The 20058-nt window shown below is 73.2% G+C and carries 16 protein-coding genes and 1 tRNA gene; 1 reads left to right on the top strand and 16 read right to left on the bottom strand.

The genetic code is table 11. The features are described from left to right. Positions 1-52: 52 nt before the first annotated feature. The 16 genes from ACFU9E_RS01855 to rsmI form a co-directional block, all read right to left on the bottom strand. Positions 53-1060, bottom strand: coding sequence for a LuxR C-terminal-related transcriptional regulator (locus tag ACFU9E_RS01855; RefSeq protein WP_380690267.1), 1008 nt, complete (start codon positions 1058-1060; stop codon positions 53-55). 352 nt (positions 1061-1412) lie between these two features. After that, the gene (galE, locus tag ACFU9E_RS01850; protein WP_380684009.1) at positions 1413-2375 is read right to left on the bottom strand and encodes a UDP-glucose 4-epimerase GalE; all 963 of its coding nucleotides are present in this window, start codon (positions 2373-2375) and stop codon (positions 1413-1415) included. Between the two features lie 193 nt (positions 2376-2568). Next, positions 2569-3237, bottom strand: coding sequence for a response regulator transcription factor (locus ACFU9E_RS01845; protein WP_355370240.1), 669 nt, complete (start codon positions 3235-3237; stop codon positions 2569-2571). A gap of 225 nt (positions 3238-3462) precedes the next feature. Further along, a tRNA-Thr gene (locus ACFU9E_RS01840) sits at positions 3463-3535 on the bottom strand. A gap of 66 nt (positions 3536-3601) precedes the next feature. Beyond that, positions 3602-4936, bottom strand: coding sequence for an MFS transporter (locus ACFU9E_RS01835; RefSeq protein ID WP_380684010.1), 1335 nt, complete (start codon positions 4934-4936; stop codon positions 3602-3604). 121 nt (positions 4937-5057) lie between these two features. Further along, positions 5058-6416 (bottom strand): type VII secretion-associated serine protease mycosin, encoded by a 1359-nt coding sequence (gene mycP / locus ACFU9E_RS01830; protein ID WP_380684011.1) that lies wholly within the window; start codon positions 6414-6416, stop codon positions 5058-5060. A 95-nt stretch (positions 6417-6511) separates the two neighbouring features. Next, complete coding sequence (locus ACFU9E_RS01825) at positions 6512-8191, bottom strand: WXG100 family type VII secretion target (RefSeq protein ID WP_380684012.1); 1680 nt, start codon at positions 8189-8191, stop codon at positions 6512-6514. A gap of 46 nt (positions 8192-8237) precedes the next feature. Further along, positions 8238-8783 carry a hypothetical protein gene (locus tag ACFU9E_RS01820; RefSeq protein ID WP_380684013.1) on the bottom strand — a complete coding sequence of 182 codons (546 nt, stop codon included), beginning with the start codon at positions 8781-8783 and terminating at the stop codon, positions 8238-8240. Positions 8784-9069: 286 nt separating this feature from the next. Then, the gene (locus ACFU9E_RS01815; protein ID WP_380684014.1) at positions 9070-10911 is read right to left on the bottom strand and encodes an ABC-F family ATP-binding cassette domain-containing protein; all 1842 of its coding nucleotides are present in this window, start codon (positions 10909-10911) and stop codon (positions 9070-9072) included. A 131-nt stretch (positions 10912-11042) separates the two neighbouring features. Next, the gene (locus tag ACFU9E_RS01810; RefSeq protein ID WP_380684015.1) at positions 11043-12008 is read right to left on the bottom strand and encodes a 4-(cytidine 5'-diphospho)-2-C-methyl-D-erythritol kinase; all 966 of its coding nucleotides are present in this window, start codon (positions 12006-12008) and stop codon (positions 11043-11045) included. Positions 12009-12020: 12 nt separating this feature from the next. Beyond that, positions 12021-12917 carry a 16S rRNA (adenine(1518)-N(6)/adenine(1519)-N(6))-dimethyltransferase RsmA gene (gene rsmA, locus ACFU9E_RS01805; RefSeq protein ID WP_380684016.1) on the bottom strand — a complete coding sequence of 299 codons (897 nt, stop codon included), beginning with the start codon at positions 12915-12917 and terminating at the stop codon, positions 12021-12023. A 28-nt stretch (positions 12918-12945) separates the two neighbouring features. After that, positions 12946-13569 (bottom strand): Uma2 family endonuclease, encoded by a 624-nt coding sequence (locus tag ACFU9E_RS01800; RefSeq protein ID WP_380684017.1) that lies wholly within the window; start codon positions 13567-13569, stop codon positions 12946-12948. Positions 13570-13639: 70 nt separating this feature from the next. After that, positions 13640-14518: a TatD family hydrolase gene (locus ACFU9E_RS01795; protein ID WP_380684018.1), complete on the bottom strand. Its 879-nt coding sequence runs from the start codon at positions 14516-14518 to the stop codon at positions 13640-13642. A 19-nt stretch (positions 14519-14537) separates the two neighbouring features. Further along, on the bottom strand, positions 14538-16160 hold the full coding sequence (metG, locus tag ACFU9E_RS01790; RefSeq protein WP_380684019.1) for a methionine--tRNA ligase: 1623 nt from the start codon (positions 16158-16160) through the stop codon (positions 14538-14540). A 127-nt stretch (positions 16161-16287) separates the two neighbouring features. Beyond that, on the bottom strand, positions 16288-16737 hold the full coding sequence (locus ACFU9E_RS01785) for a hypothetical protein (protein WP_380685686.1): 450 nt from the start codon (positions 16735-16737) through the stop codon (positions 16288-16290). 278 nt (positions 16738-17015) lie between these two features. Next, complete coding sequence (rsmI, locus tag ACFU9E_RS01780; protein ID WP_380685684.1) at positions 17016-17897, bottom strand: 16S rRNA (cytidine(1402)-2'-O)-methyltransferase; 882 nt, start codon at positions 17895-17897, stop codon at positions 17016-17018. Between the two features lie 107 nt (positions 17898-18004). On the opposite strand from rsmI, the gene ACFU9E_RS01775 reads away from it, so the two are divergent. After that, positions 18005-19885 (top strand): dolichyl-phosphate-mannose--protein mannosyltransferase, encoded by a 1881-nt coding sequence (locus tag ACFU9E_RS01775; RefSeq protein WP_380685682.1) that lies wholly within the window; start codon positions 18005-18007, stop codon positions 19883-19885. Positions 19886-20058: the final 173 nt, after the last annotated feature.

The raw sequence follows: 20058 nt of genomic DNA, 5'->3' as shown, positions 1-20058 counted from the left end.
CCGGCGCCGGAGGCGGTCCGGGGCCGGTACCTGGGTGTGACGGACGGGCGGATCAGCCGGCGCCGGGAGAGGTGGACGTGGCGACGGACGGCGGAGCGGCGGGAGCCGCGAGTTCGGACGGGCTGACGCCCGCCCGGCGGGCCACCGCGACGGCGGCCAGGGTGGAGTGCACCCCGAGCTTGCCGAGGACGTTCTGCATGTGGGTGCGGACGGTGTGCGGGGACAGGTAGAGCCGCTCGGCGACGGCCTGCCGGCCGAGGCCCGCGACCATGCAGCGCAGGATCTGCTTCTCCCGCGGGGTGAGCGTGTCGACCAGCCGCTCGCTCTCGGTGCGGTCCCGGCGGGCCGTGGTGAGTTCGCGGATCACCCCGGTGAGCAGCGCGGGCGGCAGATGGGTCTCGTCCCGCAGCACGCCCCGGATCACCGCCAGCAGCCGGGCCAGTGAACTCTCCTTCGCCACCCAGCCGGTGGCGCCGGCGTGCAGGGCCCGGGCGGCCCGCTGCGGGTCGTCGACGGTGGCCAGGACGATCGCCCGCAGGCCGGGGTGACGGCGGCGGACGCGGGCCAGCAGGGTGATGCCGTCGGGGACCTGTGCGGTGGACGGCCCGGTCGTCGGCGGCGGCTGGGCGGCGGACGGGGTCGCCGTCGCCGGATGCGGTTCCGCCGGGTACGGGCCGGCCGGGCGGGCGGCGACCGGGTAGCGGACCGCCCCGCCGGGGGCACCGGCCGGGCCGGCCGGGCCCGCGTTCGGGATCGCCGGGGGGCGGCGGGGTGAGGGCACGGCCGGAGCCGGACGGCGGCGCAGCGCGTCGGGCGGGTCGGCACCCGGCTGGCGGGCCTTGCGCGCGGCGGACCCGCCCTCGGCCACCCCGAGGTCGGCGTCCACCAGGACGACGTCGAACGCCCGCCCCTCGGTGGCGGCGCGCTCCAGGGCGCGCTCCGCGGCGGCCGCGCTGCCCGCCGCACCGACCTCGACGTCGGGCTCGGCGGCGAGCGCCGCGGCCAGTGCCTCGGCGAAGATCCGGTGGTCGTCGACCACCAGGACGCGGATCCGCCCCATCGTCACTTCCCCCCTGCTCAGCTCCGGCCCGTGCCCGGGACGGCGCCCGGTCCCACCGCCGCCGTCCGGGCGCGTCCTGCGCCGATCGCCTCCCGGATGTCCGGAAGAACCGAGGCACCGACCCCCACCGGTACCGGAATCAGCGTACGGGGTGGGCGCTGGCTCGGTGGGGGTTTGGTGAAGTTTCGTCAGGAGGTGCGAAATTGGCGTGACTTGGCGCCCCGCGACCGCTCTCCCCCACCGTCGCCGCCCCTCCGTCGCCGTTCTCCCCCCGGCGCTTCCGCGAAACGCCGGAGCGCCGCCCCCCGTCCGGACGGGGGGCGGCGCTCCGTGGGCGCCGGAACGGGCGGGCCTACCGGCCGTTCTTCTCCAGCGTGAACTTCCAGGCGTCGGCGACGATGTCGTCCAGGTTCGGGCGGCGCGGGGTCCAGCCCAGCTCCCGGTGGGCGCGCTCGGCGGAGGCCACCAGCACGGCCGGGTCGCCGGCGCGACGGCCGGAGACCACGACCGGGATCTCCCGGCCGGTGACCCGCTTGACCGACTCGATCACCTCGCGGACCGAGAAGCCGCTGCCGTTGCCCAGGTTGCAGATCAGGTGCTCGCCCGGCTTGGCGGCGTCCAGCGCCAGCAGGTGCGCGTCGGCCAGGTCCGCGACGTGGATGTAGTCGCGGATGCAGGTGCCGTCCGGGGTCGGGTAGTCGTCGCCGTACACCGCGATGTGCTCGCGCTGGCCGAGGGCAGCCTGGAACACCAGCGGGATCAGGTGCGACTCGGGGTCATGGCGCTCACCGTACTGGCCGTACGCGCCCGCGACGTTGAAGTAGCGCAGCGAGACGGCGGCCAGGCCGTGGGCGACGGCCTCACTGGTGATCAGGTGGTCCACGGCCAGCTTGGTGGCACCGTAGGTGTTGGTCGGCGCGGTGCGGGCCGTCTCGGCGATCGGCACGGACTCCGGCTCGCCGTAGGTGGCGGCGGTCGACGAGAACACCAGCTTGCGCACACCCGCCGCGCGCATCGCGCTGATCAGCTCCAGCGAGCCGGCCACGTTGTTGCGCCAGTACTTCTCCGGGTCCACGACCGACTCGCCGACCTGCGAGGAGGCGGCGAAGTGCAGCACGCCGTCGAAGGAGGCGTCCAGAACCTTGCCGGCCTCCTGGATCCGGCCCTCGACGAACTCGGCACCGGCCGGCACGCCCTCGCGGAAGCCGGTCGAGAGGTCGTCCAGGACGGTCACCTGGTGCCCCGCCTCCAGCAGGTGGGCGGCGACCACACTGCCGACATAGCCGGCGCCACCCGTGACCAGGTACTTACTCATGATGCGACCTCCAGCGGGCGATGGACCGCCGTCGGCGGACCATCGGGGACGTACGTACGACTGCGGCCTATTCTCCCTGGCCGCCGGGGGTGCTCGGAACCATCCGGAGGGCCCTTCCCGACCGGGGCGCCGTCCGCTTCCCACTGGCCTCCGGCGCCGTCCACCCGCCCGTCGCCGGCCCGTCGCCCGGCGGTCAGCCGCGCGCCATCCGCTCCAGCAGTCCGGTGCGCGCCGCCACCGCCGCCGCCTCCAGCCGGGTCCGCGCGCCGAGCTTCATCAGCACCCGCTGGACGTGCGTACGGGCCGTGCTCGCCGCGATCCGCATCCCCGCCGCGATCGCCGCGGTGTCCTCGCCGTCCGCGATCCGCGCCAGCACCTGGACCTCCCGGCGGGTCAGCAGTCGCAGCAGCCGCACCGCCTCGTCGTCCGGCTCGGCCGCCGGCCTCAGCAGTTGGTCGAACGCGCCCCGCAGCACCTCCACCGCGACCGCCGCCTCCCCTGCCCGGGCCCGCGCGATGGCCCGCTCGACCACCTCGATCCGCTCGTCGCTCGGCACGTACCCGGCCGCCCCCGAGGCGAACGCCCCTGCCACGCCCCGCAGTTCACCGACCGGGCCGAGCACGATCACGGCCACCTCGGGCCGCTCGCGGCGGATCCGCCGCAAACCGTCGAACGCCCCCGGCTCGCCCGGCGCGGCCACCCCCAGCAGACACACCTCCGGCCGCCGGCCCGCCACCAGATCGGCCGCCGACGAAGCCGGCGAACCCACCGCGAGCACCCGGTGACCGCGCAGTTGGAGCGCGGTCGCCAGCGCCTCGGCCAGCAACCGGTGGTCGTCCACCACGACGAGACGAACACCCATGAGACCCCTCCAGGTCGGCGTCCCGCCCGCAGCCCCGCCCGGCTGAGGAAGGCGTCCGATGACGCACCATCACAGCGCATTCCGTACCCGACCTGCCAGACCGTCTCACCGGACCGTCTCACCACCCGGCCGCCACTCGGCTGCCGCCCGGCCGTGGCCCGACCCTGGCCCGGCCTCGCGGGCACAACAAAAAGGACCCCCGCCCGAAGGCGGAGGTCCTGACCGAGCCCCCATGCGGAATCGAACCGCAGACCTTCTCCTTACCATGGAGACGCTCTACCGACTGAGCTATAGGGGCTTGTTCCCTGTCCGTGCTCCCCGGCTTCGCTTTCCGCTCCGCCCGCTCGCTCGAACAAGGAAGACATTACACGGCCGGGGGGCCGATTGGGAAATCCGTCCCGGCCGCCCGGCCGCGCAGCGAACCCGCCACCGCCAGGTCCGTTCCGCGGGTCTCCGGCAGCAGCCGCAGGCAGAGCAGCGCCACCACCCCCCACGCCGCCAGGTACCAGCCGACCGGCTCCGCCGTGCCGTACGCCTCGGTCAGCCTGGTCGCGATCAGCGGCGTCGTCGCCCCGCCCACCACCCCGCCCAGGTTGTACGTCAGCGCCGCCCCCGTGTACCGCACCCGGGTCGGGAACAGCTCCGGCAGGAACGCCGCCAGCGGCCCCAGCAGGCACCCCAGGACCACCATGGCCCCCGCCAGCGCCAGGAACATCAGCTCCCGCCGCTCCGTCTCCAGCAGCGGGAACAGCACCAGCCCCCAGGCCACCGCCAGCGCCGTCGCCCCCTGCAGCGTCCGGCGCCGGCCCCACTCGTCACTGCGCCGCGCGCTCAGCCACACCGTCACCGCCTTCCCCGCCGCCCCGGCCAGCAGCATCGCCAGCACCACCGTGCTCGGCACCCCGAGCCCCGTCGTCGCGTACGCCAGCGCATACGTGGTGGTCAGGTAGAACAGCGCGTACCCCACCGTGATCGCCCCGCACCCCACCAGCACCGTCCGCCAGTGCCCGCGCAGCACCTCCACCACCGGCGCCCGCTCGGCCCCGGTCCGCGCCTCGCCCCGGAACAGCGGCGTCTCCTCCAGCCGCAGCCGCACGAACAGCCCCACCGCCACCAGCGCCAGCGACGCCAGGAACGGCACCCGCCAGCCCCAGGACCGGAACGCCCCCTCGTCCAGCCCGAGTTGCAGCGCCAGGAACACCCCGTTGGCCAGCACGAACCCGGTCGTCGGCCCCAGCTGCAGATACGCCCCGTACCGCCCCCGCCGCCCCGCCGGCGCGTTCTCCGCCACCAGCAGCGCCGCGCCACCCCACTCCCCGCCCAGCCCCACCCCCTGGCACACCCGCAACACCACCAGCGCCACCGGCGCCCACCACCCCCACGCCGCGAACCCCGGCAGCACCCCCACCGCCGCCGTCGACAGGCCCATCAGCAGCAGCGACACCACCAGCGTCGTCTTGCGCCCCAGCCGGTCCCCGAAGTGCCCGAACACCACCGCCCCCAGCGGCCGCGCCAGGAAAGCCACCGCGTACACCGAGAACGCCGCCAACAGCGCTCCCACCGTGCCCAGTTCGGGAAAGAACACCTCACCGAAGACGAGCGCCGCCGCCGTCCCGTAGATGAAGAAGTCGTAGAACTCGATCGCCGTACCGATCAGCGCCGCCGCAGCGGCCCGCCGCATCTGCCCCGTCGCACCCATGCCCCCAACCCTGACGACCCCACCCCACCCCCGACAGCGCCCACCCGAGTGACACCCGCGCCCCACCCCACCCCCCACGCCCCCCGGCGCCGCCCTCACACCCCCACAGCAACCCCCCACATCACCTCGCGTACGGGTTGTCGCCCGGCGGCTCCGGCGGCCCGTACACCGGCGGAGGCGGCACAGCGCCCACCACTCCCTGCCGCGCCCCGGCAGCCCGCCGCCTCGCGACCACCACAACCACCGCCAGCACCACGGCCAGCCCCGCAACCACCGCCACCACGACCGGAACCACACTGCCCGACCCGGACCGTTCCACCGCGTCCGGTCCTACCGTGGGAGCGCCGCCCACCGGCGCAGCGCTCGGGCTCGCCCCGGATGCGGTCGGCTCGCCCGGCGCGCTCGACGCAACAGTTGCCGACGGGCTCGCCGAGGACGACGCCTCCGTCACCGGAACGGGAGACACATCGGCCGGGCCCGGATCACCCGGATCCGTCAGCGCAACCCGCGGCCGCACCGCGCCGTACCCGGCATCATCCGTCCGAACCGAACCGTCCACCGGCTTCCCCGCCGTATTGATCAGCACCCGGAGAACCTGATTGGCCGTCCAATCCGGATGCACCGCCCATACCAGAGCCGCCGAAGCCGACACCAAGGCCGCCGAGTCCGAAGTGCCATGACTCTTGCAGTAGCCGGTCGAACCGGTGCATGACTCGATCATGTCCACACCGGGCGCAACGAGCGTGACCTGCGGCCCGCGCTGCGACTCAGCTGTCACCGTGCCGTTCCGGTCGGCAGCCCCTACACCGACGACGTTGGGCAGCGCCCCCGGATACTCGACCTGGTTACCCGACTGAGCCGAGTTCCCCACGCTGGATACGACAAGAGAGCCCTTGGCCCTCGCCCGGGCAAGGGACGCGTTCAACTTCGCCACGTCGGAGTCGGACGCCCTGAACGCGGCAATCCCCTGGGAAACGTTGATGACCCGGGCTCCCTGGTCGGCCGCGTAGTCGACGGCCTGCCCGATCTGGCCGAGGAACTCCGTGGCGACCATCGGCTTCTCAGAACCGTTGGCGATCTTCAACGGGAGAATCTTCACTCCGGGGGCGAGCCCGTACGCCCCCTTTCCACCGTCCGCTTTCCCGGTACCTGCGATGAGGCCGGCCATCTGGGTGCCGTGCCCCTCGGCGTAGCTCCCCACACCACCCGGGCTGTCGCTGAAATCCTTGCCGGGCAGGAACTGTCCCGCCAGATCCGGATGATCCAGCTTGAAGCCACTGTCGATCACCGCGACCGTGACGCCCTGCCCCTTGGTGATCTTCCACATCTCGGATGCGCGCATGACATCCAGATGCCACTGATCCTCACGCATCGGACCATCCGCGACTGCCGGCACCGCGATCGGCCCGACCACAAGGCCCGCCGCCAAGAACGAAATGGCCAACACCCGTCGACGCGCTCCGGCGATCGTCCGACGCATCACAACTCCTCGCCACTTCCCCGTTGTCCGAGAACACGCCCACGCAGAACTGCCCGGCCACCGGGTGGGCCCAGTGGCCGGGCAGTCGTTCCGCACTACTCAATCACGCCCGGGTTGCTCTTCGGAGTACCGCTGGTCCAGGTCTCCTCGTCCTCGTGCAGGTAGTCGGCCCGCCGGCGCCGTTCACGCTCGCGCCGCTCCCCCGCACCGCCCGTCATGCCCGGGCCCATCATGCCGTTCTGGCCCGGCCGCGCCGCGCCCTCGGCCGCCGCAGCCCCGGCTGCGGCCGCCCGGTTGCGCAGGCCGCTGCCGCCGGGGGTGAACTCCCCGCCGGCCACCGGCCCCTTCGCCCCGCCGACCACACCGCCGACGGTCGAGCTGTACCCGCGACCGCGCGAACCACCGACCGCGCCACCACCATGGCCGCCGCCACCCGGGTGCATCGCGCCGCCCGGACCGCCGAAGCCGCCACCGCCGGCCGGCCCGCCGGCCCGGCCCTGGGCCGCCTCGCGCGCCCCGAAGACGGCCCCGCCGTTGGTCGGCACCGGGGCACCACCCTTCGCCGACGGGTTCCCGCCCCCGAAGGTGCTGGTCCGGTTCGGGGGAACGGAGCCCCCGCCGCCGCCCTTCAGCGGCACGGTTCCCCCGGTGAACGGTCCGGTGCCGCCCAACGGGATCGGCCCGCCACCCGGGAAGGGACCGGGCCCGCCACCCGGGATGCCCGGCTGTCCGGGGCCGCCGCCCTGCGGGTACGACGGCACGGGGCCGCCACCCGCCGGCCCCACCGGTCCGGTGTGTCCGGGCAGCGTCGGCACCGTCGGCAGGCTGTCCAGCCCGGTGCCGGGACGGTCCCCGGGGAACGTGGTCGGCGGAGTCACCGTCCCGGGCGTGCCCGGGTCGCCCGGCAGCGGCACCGAACCACCGTGCGACGGCGGAATCGGAGTGCTGTGCCCCGGAGTCCTCGGCCCGTCCGGCACCGACGCGGGCGGACGCGGCGTCACGGAACCGCCACTGCTTACGTAACCGCCGCCGACTGGGCCGTTGCCACCACCAACGCTCGGCGCAAGGCTGCGAACGGCTCCGCCGCCCCCGCCACCGACACCGCCACCGCCACCGCCCTTCGAGTAGTCCGACGAGCTGTCTCGACTACCGGACTCCGGCGTTCCCGGCAGTGTCACATCACCCAGCGAGTTCAGCTTCGTCGTCGCCGCGTCGTACGCCTGCCCCAGCTTCTCCATCTGGTGGATGGCTTCCTGGTGCGCCAGATACACCCGATGGGCTGCGGCTTGCGCATCGGCCTCGGACACCCAGTTGGAGTTGTAGCTCCTCTTCATGATCGAGTCGATGTTCGCGGTGGTCCCACCGTCGATCGTGAGATTGGCCTTGGTGAGCGCCATCGGGTTGGGCGAGCCCTGCGTCTGGCGCCCGTTGACCGTCTTGATGTCCTGCTCAGGCACCTCCGGTACGGCCGCCTTCGCGGTACTGAGCGCCTCGCCGGCCTGGTGCATCGCGTCGCCGGCCGACTTGGAGTAGTCGCCGAGCAGTGCGGCCGATTGCTGCAGATTGCCGACCCAGGCCTTGAAGCTCTCGGCAGCCGGCCCTTCCCAGGCGATCTGCGAGGCGTGCGCCTTGAGTGCCGCACCCAGGTCCTTGAGGACACGGCCGGCCGCCTGCAGCTGGGTCCCCCGGCTGAGCACCTTGGTGGGGTCGCTGCCCTTGACCATGTTCTTGAGCCCGGCGTGGTGAATGCCCTCGAAGTTCGTTCCACCTGCCACTACTTACTCCCCGTCTCCCCGAAAACCTCTCCCCGGACCGCCGCCATCAGTAGGTGACACTGGTCGGCTTCGGCGCCGGCCCGTCCGGACCCGCTGCCGGAGTGGCGACGCCCGCGTTCTTCGCGATCGTGGTCTGCGCGGCAGCGGTGTGATCCTCGTTGCCCGCGTAGTTGCCCGCCGTCTGCGAGACCGCGTTCTTCATGGCCTCGATCTGGGACATGAAGTCCTTGTGGAGCTTGACGAGCTGGGCGTGGACCTTGTCGTAGGCAGCCGTCAGAGCCGTCGCCTCCGAGAACTCCGCACTGGCGAAGCTTCCACCGGTCAGCTTCTGCTCCTGGAGCTTGTAGGGTGCGGCCGGCGACCCTTCCATGGCGGCGAGCAGCGCTTCGATCTTGTTCGCGAACGTGGTGAGCGTGTCGAGCTCCACCGTGACGTCCTGCTTGCCGAACGCGGACACCAGTCCGACGGCACTGACGTTGGCCTGCGCATAGCTGATCGTGCGGCCGATCCACGTGTCGTTGAGTGAATACGGATTCACCTCGCCGGGCACATCCGGCCTGGGTTCCGAGCTCGGCGGGACCTCACCTGGCACGGCTGTTCACCTCTCCCCCGTATGTGCGGAGCGCTCCAGGCCTCCCGGATCGCCGTCGCACACAACACAACGTCAACTACTCGGTCGTAGCGGCCCCGCACCGTCCACGCCTCGGGACGAGCGGCGCCTCGGTCATCGTAGCCACCGCCTCCGTCGGACCGGCAGGGCCCATGGCCCGCTTGTACGCGATCGGTACGAACTTGACACGTGCGGCCCGGCGCTCAGCGCGCCGGGCCGTCGGGCCGTGCGGATGGGAGAGGCCGCTCGTCGGCGGCTCCCGGGGGACTCAGACCTGCTCGGCCAGCTCCAGCCAGCTCATCTCCAGCTCCTCCTTCTCCTCCCGGACCGCCCGCAGCCGGCCGTCCAGCTCGGCGACCTTGGAGAAGTCGGCGGCGTGCTCGGCGAGCTGGGCGTGCAGCTTGGACTCCTTCTCGTCCAGCTTGGCGATCTGCCGCTCCAGCTTCTGCATCTCCTTCTTCGCCGCCCGCAGGTCCCCGCCGGACAGCGCGGGCGCCCCGGCCCCCGCGCCGCCCGCCGCCGGCGCTGCCGCACCGGTGGCAGCGGCCGAAGCCGCCGCGGCCGCCGCGGCGGCGGCCATCGCGGCCCGCCGCTCCAGGTACTCGTCGACGCCGTTCGGCAGCATCCGCAACCGCCGGTCGCCGAGCAGCGCGTACGTCACGTCGGTGGTCCGCTCGATGAAGAAGCGGTCGTGGCTGATGACGACCATCGAGCCGGGCCAGCCGTCGAGCAGGTCCTCCAGCTGGTTGAGCGTCTCGATGTCGAGGTCGTTGGTGGGCTCGTCGAGGAACAGCACGTTGGGCTCGTCCATCAGCAGCCGGAGCAGCTGGAGCCGGCGCCGCTCGCCGCCGGAGAGGTCGCCGACCGGCGTCCACTGCTTGTCCTTGCCGAAGCCGAACTGCTCGCAGAGCTGGCCGGCGCTCATCTCCCGGCCCTTGCCGAGGTCGACCCGGGAGCGGACCTGCTCGACGGCCTGCAGCACCCGGGTGGTCGGCTCCAGCTCGGCGACCTCCTGGGAGAGGTACGCCAGGCGCACCGTCTTGCCGACCTTGATGACCCCGGACGTCGGCTGGACGTCGCCCTCCGAGGCGTAGGCGTCGCGCATCGCGCGCAGCAGCGAGGTCTTGCCGGCGCCGTTGACGCCGAGCAGGCCGATCCGGTCGCCGGGGCCGAGCTGCCAGGTGAGGTTCTCCATCAGCAGCTTGGGGCCGGCCTTGACGGTCACGCCCTCCAGGTCGAAGACCGTCCGCCCGAGGCGCGCGTTGGCGAACTTCATCAGCTCGCTCTTGTCGCGCGGCTCGGGCACGTCGGCGATGAGCGCGTTGGCGGCCTCGATGCGGTAGCGGGGCTTGGAGGTCCGGGCGGGGGCGCCGCGGCGCAGCCAGGCCAGCTCCTTGCGGGCGAGGTTCTGGCGCTTCTGCTCCTCGACGGCCTCGATCCGGGACCGCTCGGCGCGCGCGAAGACGTAGTCGGAGTAGCCGCCCTCGTACTCGTGGACGGCGCCGTGCTGGACGTCCCACATCCGGGTGCAGACCTGGTCGAGGAACCAGCGGTCGTGGGTGACGCAGACCAGCCCGGAGCGGCGGGACTGGAGGTGTCGGGCGAGCCAGGCGATGCCCTCGACGTCGAGGTGGTTGGTGGGCTCGTCGAGGACGATGAGGTCCGGCGAGCCGAGCAGCAGCTTGGCGAGGGCGATGCGGCGGCGCTCGCCGCCGGAGAGCGGGCCGATGACGGTGTCCAGGCCGTCGGGGAACCCGGGCAGGTCGAGGCCGCCGAAGAGGCCCTCGATGATGTCGCGGATGCGGGCGTCGCCGAGCCACTCGTGGTCGGCGCGGTCGGCGATGACCTCGTGCCGGATGGTGGCGGTCGGGTCCAGCGAGTCGTGCTGGGTGAGGACGGCCAGCTGGAGGCCGCCGGACCAGGTGATCCGGCCGCCGTCGGGCTCCTCCAGCTTGGCGAGCATCCGGATCAGGGTGGTCTTGCCGTCGCCGTTGCGTCCGACGACACCGATCCGGTCGCCCTCGCTGACGCCGAGGCTGACCCCGTCCAGAAGGGCCCGGGTGCCGTAGACCTTCGTGACGGACTCGATGGTGGCGAGGTTGACGGCCACGTGTGCTGCGCTCCTGGGTTCGACGGTCCGGGCTCGGGCGGAGCCCTGAGCCTCCCAGCCTAGTGGGCCCGTCCCGGGTCGCCGCGCGCTCGGCCGACCAGCCCGGCCGGCCCGACCAGCCCGACCGGTCGCTACGCGCCCGGCCCCGGCACCACGGCGTCCGGCGAGCCCGCCGCCACGGCCGCGCCCGGCACCGGCCCGTGGGTGGCGTGCGCGGTCCGGCAGCTGCCGGAGGCGCGCAGCGCGGCGGCGACCGCCTCGGCGCCCTCGGTGTCCTTGGCCAGGAAGGCGCAGGTCGGCCCGGAGCCGGAGACCAGCGCCCCGAGCGCCCCGGCCGCGGTGCCGGCCCGGAGGGTGTCGGCGAGGGCGGGGCGCAGCGACAGGGCGGCCGGCTGGAGGTCGTTGGCCAGGGCGGCGGCCAGCGCGACGGCGTCGCCGTCGGCCAGGGCGGCGAGCAGGGCGGGGTCGGCGTCGGGGGTGGGCACCTCGGCGTCGCTGGAGCCGGTGCCGGCCTCCTCGCGCAGGCGGTCGCACTCGCGGAAGACGGCGGGGGTGGACAGGCCGCCGTCGGCGACCGCGAAGACCCAGTGGTAGCTGCCGGTGACGGGCAGCGGCTCCAGGATCTCGCCCCGGCCGCGGCCCAGGGCGACGCCGCCGACCAGGGCGAACGGCACGTCCGAGCCGAGCTCGGCGGCCAGCTCCAGCAGCGTGCCGGCCGGCGTGCCGAGCCCCCACAGGGCGTCGCAGGCGACCAGCGCCGCCGCGCCGTCGGCGCTGCCGCCGGCCATGCCGCCCGCGACCGGGATGGCCTTGGCGATGTGCAGGTGGACGTCGGGCTCGGCGAGGCCGTGGCGGGCGGCGAGCAGCCGGGCGGCCCGGGCGGCGAGGTTGCTCCCGTCCAGCGGGACGGCGTCGGCGTCCGGTCCGGTGCAGCTCAGGGTGACGCCCGCGCCGGGCTCGCCCGCCGTCGCCGTCACCTCGTCGCCGAGGGCGACCGCGAAGAAGACGTTGGCCAGGTCGTGGAAGCCGTCGGCGCGCAGGCCGCCGACCCCGAGCTGGACGTTGACCTTGGCGGGCACGCGTACCGTGACGCTCACGGGATCCTTCCCCTACTCCGGCTTGTGTTCGGCGATGGCGGCGAACTGCTCGACGGTGAGCATCTCACCGCGCAGCTTGTGGTCGATGCCGGCGGCGGCGAGCGCCTGCTCGGCCCCGGCGGCGGAGCCGGCCCAGCCGGTCAGCGCGGCCCGCAGGGTCTTGCGGCGCTGGGCGAACGCGGCGTCGACGACCGCGAACACCTCCTCGCGGCTCGCGGTGGTGCTCGGCGGGTCGCGGCGGACCAGCGAGACCAGCCCGGAGTCGACGTTGGGGGCGGGCCAGAAGACGTTGCGGCCGATGGCCCCGGCCCGCTTCACCTCGGCGTACCAGTTGGCCTTGACCGAGGGGACGCCGTACACCTTGTTGCCGGGCTTGGCGGCGAGCCGGTCGGCGACCTCGCTCTGCACCATGACCAGGGTGCGCTCGATGCTGGGGAAGGTGGCGAGCATGTGCAGCAGCACCGGTACGGCCACGTTGTACGGCAGGTTGGCGACCAGCGCGGTCGGCGCGGGGCCGGGCAGCTCGGTGACCAGCATGGCGTCGCTGAACACCAGGTCGAACGCCTCGGCCTTCCCGGGCATCCGGGCGGCGACGGTGTCGGGCAGGTGCCGGGCCAGCACCGGGTCGATCTCCACCGCGGTGACGTGCCGGGCGACCTCCAGCAGCGCGAGCGTCAGCGACCCGAGCCCGGGCCCGACCTCGACCACCGCGTCCTCGCCGGTCACCTCCGCGGCCCGGACGATCCGCCGCACGGTGTTGCCGTCGATGACGAAGTTCTGCCCGCGCTGCTTGGTCGGCTTCACGCCGAACGCGTCCGCCAGCGCCCGGATGTCCGCGCCGCCGAGCAAGGGGGTCCCCCCGGCCGAAGGCTGGGGGTGGCTGTCAGAGGTGGGGTCGGTGCTGCTCACCCGCCAAGGATACGGGCGCGCGGCCCCCTCACAGCTCGACGACCGCCGCGAGGTCGATCTCCACGGGGTAGGGGACGGTGGTGCGCAGCACGCCCTCGTGCTGGGCGACGGGCAGGTAGACGCCCTTCTCCTCGTCCCGGTGGAACTCGTGGACGATCGGCAGGTCGTCGATGCCGCGCTCGACCCGCCAGTAGTACGGGATGCCCTTGTCGGCGTACTGCCCGGGCTTGCGGAAGCGGTCGTTGGCCCGGGTCCCGTGCGAGACGACCTCCACGGTGAGCACCACGGCCTCGGGCGGGAGGCACTCCAGCTCGAAGACATCGATGCCGGTCTTGTCGAACACCACGACATCCGGCTTGGTCGTGTTGTCCTCGTCCAGCAGCACGCAGCGCTCGACGTTCGCCGCGTAAGGCCCGATCCGCGCGTTGAACAGGGCCATGAAGAGCCGGTCCCGCACCTGGTCGTGCCACTGATTCGTCTGCCCCCGGACCACGATGACTCCGTCCACAAGATCCCAATCGAACGGCAGGTCGAGGTTCTTGACCTGCTCGTACGTCCGCAGTTGGGACAGCGGGTGCGACGAGTCGTGATGATCCTCGACGGGTCCGTCGATCGGCATGGCGGTCATGGCCACCTCCCTCACTGCACTCATGCTAACCAGCCTAGAAAGCCGCCACGAGTGCCGAATCGTTCCGCCGCAACCCGACATTCGTTCGATCGGATCAGTACCCGAACGCCCGCGCCGTGTTCTCCGCGACGGCCCCGGCGAGCTCGTCCTCCGACAGGCCCAGGGTGTCGGCCATCGAGCGGACCGTGACCGGGATGAGGTAGGGGGCGTTGGGGCGGCCGCGGTACGGGTGGGGGGTGAGGAAGGGGGCGTCGGTCTCGACCAGGATCCGGTCGAGCGGGGTGGCGGTCAGGGCGTCGCGCAGCGGCTGGTTGGCCTTGAAGGTGACCGGGCCGGCGAAGGAGAGGTACCAGCCGTGCTCGGCGCAGACCTTGGCCATCTCGGCGTCGCCGGAGTAGCAGTGGAAGACGGTCCGCTCGGGGGCGCCCTCCTCCAGCAGGACGGCGATGACGTCCTCGTGGGCGTCCCGGTCGTGGATCACCAGGGCCTTGCCGTGCCGCTTGGCCATCGCGATGTGGCGCCGGAACGACTCCTTCTGGATCTCCACGCCCTCCGGCCCGGTGCGGAAGTAGTCGAGACCGGTCTCGCCGACCGCGCGAACCTGCGGCAGCGCCGCGAGCGCGTCGATCTCGGCCAGCGCCGCGTCGAGCGCGGCCTGCCCGCCGGGCTCCCGCCGCTGCCCCGACCAGCCGTCGGGGTCGCCGAGGAAGATCCGCGGCGCCTCGTTGGGGTGCAGGGCGACGGCGGCGTGCACCTGCTCGAACCGGGCCGCCAGTTCGGCGGCCCAGCGCGAGCCCGGCACGTCGCAGCCGACCTGGACGACGGTGGTCACCCCGACCGAGGCGGCCTTGGCCAAGCCCTCCTCGGGGGTGCCGGACTGCATGTCCAGATGGGTGTGCGAGTCGGCGACCGCCACCGCCAGCGGGGCGGGCAGCGGCGGCGGGGTGGACCGGTCGTCGTCCTTCTTCGGCATCAGTCGTCCTTCACCGGCCTCAGGAGGCCGGCTTCTCCTCGAGACGGGGGAACAGGATCTCGCCCTTGGTGACGGTGGCACCGGCGGGCAGCCGGCCCCACACCGCGGCCCCGGCGACGGTCTGCCCGGCGAGCGACCCCAGCCCCTCGGCGGCGCCGAGCGAGGCCCAGAGCTTCTCGGCGGTGGTCGGCATCACCGGGTTGAGCAGCACCGCGGTGGCCCGCAGCGACTCGGCGGCGGTGTAGAGGATGGTGGCCAGCCGGTCCCGACCCTCGGCCGAGTCGTCCTTGGCGACCTTCCACGGCTCCTGCTCGGTGAGGTAGCCGTTGACCTGCTTGACGAAGTCGAAGACGGCCGCGAGCCCGCCCGCGAAGTCCAGCTCCTCGCCGATCTTCCGGTCGGCGGTCGCGACGGCCGCCGCGAGGCCCTCGGCGACGGCCCGCTCGGCCTCGCCCGGCGCCGCCGCGGCCGGCAGCACGCCGTCGAAGTACTTGCCGACCATGGCCGCCAGCCGGGAGGCGAGGTTACCGAAGTCGTTGGCCAGCTCGGAGGTGTACCGGGCGGTGAAGTCCTCCCAGGAGAACGAGCCGTCGGTGCCGAACGGGATCGCCCGCAGGAAGTAGTAGCGGTAGGCGTCCACGCCGAAGTGCGAGGTCAGGTCGGTGGGCGCGATGCCGGTCAGGTTGGACTTGGACATCTTCTCGCCGCCGACCATCAGCCAGCCGTTGGCGACGACCCGCTTCGGCAGCGGCAGGCCGGCGGCCATCAGCATCGCGGGCCAGATCACCGCGTGGAAGCGCAGGATGTCCTTGCCGACGAGGTGCACCGAGGCCGGCCACAGCTCGGCGAAGCGCTCCGGGTCGGCGCCGTAGCCGGCCGCGGTGATGTAGTTCTGCAGCGCGTCCACCCACACGTAGAGCACGTGCTTCTCGTCCCAGGGCAGCGGGACGCCCCAGTTGAAGGTGGAGCGGGAGATGGAGAGGTCCTGCAGCCCCTGCTCGACGAAGCGCAGCACCTCGTTGCGGGCCGACTCGGGGGCGATGAAGCCGGGGTTCTCGGCGTAGAACTCCAGCAGCTTCGGGCCGTACGCGGAGAGGCGGAAGAAGTAGTTCTCCTCCTCCAGCCACTCGACCGGCTTCTTGTGGATGGGGCAGAGCTTCTCGCCCTCGGTGGCACCGTCGAGCAGTTCGGCGGGGAGCTTGTACTCCTCGCAGCCGACGCAGTACGGGCCGGAGTAGCCGCCCTTGTAGATCTCGCCCTTGTCGTACAGGTCCTGGACGAACTCCTGCACCCGGGCGGTGTGCCGCTCCTGGGTGGTGCGGACGAAGTCGTCGTTGGCGATCTCCAGGTGCTGCCAGAGCGGCTTCCAGGCCTCCTCGACCAGCTTGTCGCACCACTCCTGCGGGGTGACGCCGTTGGCCTCGGCGGTGCGCAGGATCTTCTGACCGTGCTCGTCGGTGCCGGTCAGGTACCACACCTTCTCGCCGCGCTGGCGGTGCCAGCGGGTCAGCACGTCGCCCGCCACGGTGGTGTACGCGTGGCCGAGGTGGGGGCGGTCGTTGACGTAGTAGATCGGGGTGGTGACGTAGTACGCGGGGGTGGTGCCCCCGCTGGTGCTGTGGTGCTCTGCAGTGGCGGCCATGGTCCGCAAGCTTAGTCGGGCCCGCGCGGGCCCCCGCACGGCGAGGGCCGGTGGCCCCGCGGCCACCGGCCCTCCGCCTCCTCGTCGGCGGGCCTCCGCTTCCCCGCCGGGGCCCGCCGCCTCCTCGTCAGCCGCGCAGCCGCGCCCAGAACCGCGCCCAGCGCCCGCCCGTCGGGGCGGGCCGCACCGGCCGGCCCGTCCCGGGCGCCCCGGCCGGCTCGGCGTGGGCCGCGAACCCGGGGGCGTGCTGCCACGACTGGTCCGCGACGCCGACCCGGCCCTCGCGCATGATCCGGACGGTGTGGCCGCCGCACCCCGGGCAGGTCGGCTTGAGCAGCGGCGACGGCACCCGGACTCCGTTGGCGTGGTACTCGAAGACGACGTGCCCGTCCCGGGCCACGTGGTGCTCGATGTCGTACGCCTGCTCCCAGCCGTACCCGCAGCTCAGGCACGCGAAGGAGTAGGCCTCCCGGACGGTCTCGACGGGAGTCTGCGTCCGGCCGTTCGGGCCGGTGCCGCTCGGGCCGGGGTCGCTCAGGGCGTTGCCACCGCGGGGGCTACCGATCGTCTCGCTCATAGCCGTCTCCCAGCGCCCGCCGGGCGCTCGCCCGGCTGGGTCTTTCCATCCCAGGAAATGCCCGGAACGCTCCGGGCGATGCCCCTCTTGTGAAGACTTGGAGGCAGATTGGGAATCCCTATACGAAAGGGTGGGTCCTGTCCGGGAACCTCGACCGAAGCTTCGGCCCGACGGGTGTTCGCCCGGGGCCTTCTCCCCACGGTACGCGCCCGCACGCGCTGCGGCACATCGCCCACGAACGGTACGTACTCGCAGCTCAGCGGCTTGTCGCGGTCAGTTCAGGACGGTTCACCGACCGTACGCCCGGAGCCTGCCGCAGCCGCGTTCTTGGCCGCCACGACCGCGTCGAAGACCTCCCGCTTGGGCAACGACAGTTCGGACGCGACCGCCGCGATGGCCTCCTTGCGGCGCTCTCCGGCCTCCTCCCGGACGGCCACCAGCCGGGCCAGCTCGGCCGGCGTCAGCTCCTGCGGCGCGGCCGGCGGCGCGCCCGCCACGACCACGGTGATCTCGCCCTTGACGCCCTCGGCCGCCCAGGCCGCGAGTTCGCCGATCGGCCCGCGCCGGACCTCCTCGTAGGTCTTGGTCAGCTCGCGGCAGACGGCGGCGGGCCGCTCGGCGCCGAACGCCTCGGCCATCGCGGTGAGCGCCTCGGCGATCCGGTGCGGGGCCTCGAAGAAGACCATGGTGCGGGGCTCGGCGGCGATCGAGGCCAGCTGCCGGGCCCGGTCGCCGCTCTTGCGCGGCAGGAAGCCCTCGAAGGTGAACCGGTCGACCGGCAGCCCGGACAGCGCCAGCGCCGTCAGCACCGCGGACGGCCCGGGCACCGCGGTCACCTTGACGTCGGCGGCGACGGCTGCCGCCACCAGCCGGTAGCCGGGGTCGGAGACGGACGGCATCCCGGCGTCGGTCACCAGCAGCACCCGGGCGCCGCCGAGCAGCGCCTCGACGAGTTCGGGGGTGCGTCCGACCTCGTTGCCCTCGAAGTAGGAGACCACCCGCCCGGTCGGGGTCACCCCGAGCGCCTGGGTGAGCCGGCGCAGCCGCCGGGTGTCCTCGGCCGCGATCACGTCCGCGGTGGCCAGCTCGGTGAGCAGCCGGGGCGGGGCGTCCGAGACGTCGCCGATGGGGGTGCCTGCCAGTACCAGTACTCCTGTCACGGGCCCCATCCTTCCAGCAACCGGCGGCCGGGCGCTTTTGGTGACGATTCGGGCAGCCTGCGGAGGGGCCCTCCGCAGGCTCGTCCCGCGCCCCTACGATGTGGCGGATGAACGGCGACACGGCGGCGCAGACGCCCACTGGTACAGACCACACCGCGCGGGGTGACGTCGGCGTGCCGGTCCTGACGGACCAGCCGTCGCCCGCTCTGCCCGGCCCCCGGGACCCGGACGACGACGGCGGCCCCGGCGGCCCCGACGGCGAGGGCGCCGACGGCTCCATACCGGCGCCGCCCCGCCCCGCCTGGCTGCGCGGCCTGGGCCGCTTCGGCTACTCGCCACCGCCCGCCGCCACCCTGGCCGAACGCCTGGTCCCGCCGATGCCGGACGGCCGGGGCGTCACCCCGAAGCGGGTGCCGCCCTCCCCCCTGCTGCTCCGCCTGGGCCTGTCCCTGCCGGCGCCGCTGTGGTCCTGGCTGGTGCGCTGGTCCGGCTGGCTCGGCCCGCTCGCGGTGGCCCTGTTCGCCGGCGCGCTGCGGTTCGACAACCTCGGCTCGCCGGACGCGATCATCTTCGACGAGACCTACTACGCCAAGGACGCCTACGCGCTCTGGCACGGCGGCTACGAGATCAGCTGGCCGGAGGGCGCCAACGACCACATCATGGCGGGCGACCCGGTCCCGTACCGGCCGAACCCCTCGTACGTGGTGCACCCGCCGGTCGGCAAGTGGATCATCGGCGCCGGCATCCAGATCTTCGGGATGAACCCCTTCGGCTGGCGGTTCGCGGTGGCCCTGCTCGGCACCCTCTCGGTGCTGATGGTGGCCCGGATCGCCCGCCGGCTCTTCCGCTCGACCCTGCTGGGCTGCGTGGCGGGCCTGCTGCTCGCGGTGGACGGCCTGCACTTCGTGATGAGCCGGTCCGCGCTGCTGGACCTGGTGGTGATGTTCTGGATCCTCGCCGCCTTCGGCTGCCTGCTGCTGGACCGCGACCACACCCGGGCCCGGATCGCCGCCCGTCTCGCGGCGCACGGTGACGGCGGGCCGGACGCGGCGCTCGCCCGCCGGATGAACCTGGGCTGGCGCCCGTACCGGATCGCGGCCGGCGTCTGCGTCGGCCTGACCTGCGCGACCAAGTGGAGCGGCCTGTACGTGGCGGCCGCCTTCGGCCTGATGACCGTGCTGTGGGACGTGGGCTCGCGCCGGCTGGCCGGTGCCGACCGCCCCTACCTGTGGACGCTGGTCCGGGACGCGGTGCCCGCCTTCGTCTCGATCGTGGTGACCTCGGTGGTCGTCTACGTCACCTCCTGGTGGGGCTGGTTCGCCAGCAGCAACGTGCCGAACCAGGGCGGCTACGGCCGCGACTGGGCGGTCGGCCGCTCCACCGACTACCCGTGGATCCCCGAGGGCCTGCGCTCGCTCTGGCACTACCACTCGACGGTCTACGACTTCCACACCCACCTGAGCGACCCGCACACCTACCAGTCGAACCCGTGGAGCTGGCTGGTGCTGGGCCGGCCGGTGTCCTTCTTCTACGAGTCCCCGAAGCAGGGGACGGCCGGCTGCACGGTGAACGAGTGCGCCCGCGAGGTGCTGGGCATCGGCACCCCGCTGCTCTGGTGGACCGGCGTGATCGCCCTGGTCTACTGCCTGTGGCGGTGGGCGGCCCGGCGCGACTGGCGGGCCGGCGCGGTGCTCTGCGGCCTGGCCGCCGGCTACCTGCCCTGGTTCGCCTACCAGCAGCGGACGATCTTCCTCTTCTACGCGGTCTGCTTCGTGCCGTTCCTGGTGCTCGCCGTGACGATGCTGGTGGGAGCGCTGATCGGACCCGCCGGGGCGTCCCGGGACCGCCGGATCATCGGCTCCGCGGCGGCCGGCCTGGTGGTCCTGCTGATCATGTGGAACTTCCTGTTCTTCCACCCCCTGTACACCGGCGAGACGATCCCGATGGAGGACTGGCGCCGCCGGATGTGGTTCAACACCTGGATCTGACGGCGTCCGGCCGCCGCGCGGGGACGGCGGCCGGGCGGCGAAGGGTACCGAAGTGGTACGCGACACGTACCAGAACCGTCACAACACCCGGTCCCTTCGTCGGTGCGCGGAATCCGGCTGCCTAGGCTGGGCTCCGAACGCGCATCCGGCCACCTCCGGCTGCGGCCGATCGC

The organism is Kitasatospora sp. NPDC057595, from assembly GCF_042800875.1.
Taxonomy (GTDB): domain Bacteria; phylum Actinomycetota; class Actinomycetes; order Streptomycetales; family Streptomycetaceae; genus Kitasatospora.
This window is presented reverse-complemented; position numbering and strand designations above follow the sequence as displayed.